This window comes from Streptomyces niveiscabiei (genome assembly GCF_001419795.1).
Classification (GTDB): domain Bacteria; phylum Actinomycetota; class Actinomycetes; order Streptomycetales; family Streptomycetaceae; genus Streptomyces; species Streptomyces niveiscabiei.
In genome coordinates this window covers 1-1,827 of the sequence record NZ_LIRL01000686.1, presented here as the reverse complement: position 1 = coordinate 1,827, position 1,827 = coordinate 1, and the positions used below count along the sequence as shown (strand labels likewise).

Below are 1,827 nucleotides of genomic sequence, written 5' to 3'. Positions count from 1 at the left end.
GTCCGGGAGAACCTGGGGGTGGCCTGCATCGCGGGTCACTTGCGGGGGTGCGGGTATTCGGTGCGGGCGTTGAACCTGCACGGGCGTAATCCGAGCGATGAGGTGATCACGGATCTGATCCGGCGGGAGCGGCCGAAGTTCGTCGGGATCAGCATCATGTACGACCTGCACATCGTGGATGCCGTGCGCCTGTTGCGGTGTGTGCGCGAGGCCGATCCGTCGGTGTTCGTGGCGATCGGCGGGGCGTTCTGCACGTACAACGCGAAGTTGATCGCCGAGCGCATCCCCGAGGCGGACTGTGTCGCCTTCGGTGAGGGTGAGTTGACGGTGCAGGGGCTGATGGAGTGTCTGGCGGCCGGGCGTGACTGGCACGGTGTGCCGGGGCTGTGGTTCTGGCAGGAAGGCCGGGTCCGCAGCAGCGGCCCGCCGAAACTCCCCGACCTCACGCAGGAGCCGTGGCCGGCCCGGGACTTGCTGGTCCATCACCGCAAGAACGGCATCCCCACACCGGTGGCGTCGACCTACACGAGCCGGGGCTGCCACGCCAAGTGCACCTTCTGCTACGTGCCCCGGGCGCCGGGCGTCACGGCGGGCAACGCCTGGCGGGTCCGCTCGCCCGTCGACGTCGTGGACGAGATCGAGTACCTGCAACGGGAGTTCGGCACCCGGTTCCTGTGGTTCAACGACGACAACTTCGGCGGCGCCTTCCAGGAGGGCTACCACCACGCCGTCGGCTTCGCCGAGGAGATCCTCCGCCGGGGCCTGGACATCTCCTTCCACTCCGAGTTCCGCGTCGACACCGGCCTCATCGACCGGGAGGCCCTGAACACCCTGCGCCGGGCCGGCATGGCCTCCGCGCTGCTCGGCATGGAGACCGGGGCCCCGACCATGGCAAAACGGTTCCGCAAGGGCACCATGGTGGAGTACAACTTCGACGCGGCCCGCCTGTTCAAGAAGGAGGGCATCGAACTCGAACCCGGCTGGATCATGGTCGAGCCGGGCACGACCCTCGACGAGCTCTGGGAGAACCTGAAGTTCATCGTGGCCGCCGACATCGCCGTGAGCGAGAACCCGTTCTCCTTCATCAGCCGCGCCATCGCGCTGCGCGGCACGGAGATGTACGACAAGATCGCCGACCCGACTCCTCCGGACCTCCCGGGCGTCGAGGGGCCGGCCAGGGACGTCCTGCTGGAGGCCCGCCGGGAGTACCGCATCCCGGACCCGCGCGTCGAGGACGTGTGGGCGGCCTGGAGCAAGGTGAGCGCGGAGGTCGCCGACCGCAAGGAGGAGCTGCCCTTCGTCGCCCAGCTCATCGTCGACGCCACCAGGGCGCGCAGGTCCCGGGGGGAGCAGGGGCTGCGCCCCCTGCTGAGCCGGCTGCGCGGATGGGCCGACGGCCTGTCGGACCTGCTGGTGGCCTTCCTCAACGTCGGGCTGCTCCTCGCGGACGAGAACCCGCCGCGGCTCGCCGAGCGGCTGGAGACCGAGCTGCGCACGCTGGTCGACGCCTACGACCGCAGGGTCCTGGGCGAGACCTACCAGGTGTTCGTCGAAGAGACCAAGAGGCTGTGCGGCGAGCAGGTCATGGCCGGCTGACCCGGCCGGTGTCGGGACGCGCACATGAAGACGAGAGAGGAGACCGGTCATGGCGGATGTGGTCCTGCTGACCCCCCGGGAGATCCCCACCGGCGCCGCGAGCCTGAACAACCAGAACGTCCTGATCAACGACGAGGAGTACCTGTCCCTCGACCCCGCGATGCGCCTGTTCTACAAGCGCGTCCGGGAGAACCTGGGGGTGGCCTGCATCGCGGGTCACTTGCGGGGGTG

At 69.1% G+C, this 1,827-nt stretch carries 1 protein-coding gene and 1 pseudogene; both read left to right on the top strand.

What is annotated here, in order from left to right; all coding sequences use genetic code 11:
• A partial coding sequence (locus AOK24_RS30580) for a B12-binding domain-containing radical SAM protein (RefSeq protein ID WP_055723283.1) occupies nt 1-1,596 on the top strand: 1,596 nt, incomplete at its 5' end.
• A 49-nt stretch (nt 1,597-1,645) separates the two neighbouring features.
• Nucleotides 1,646-1,827 (top strand): annotated as a pseudogene (locus AOK24_RS30575) (B12-binding domain-containing radical SAM protein); the annotation flags it as partial.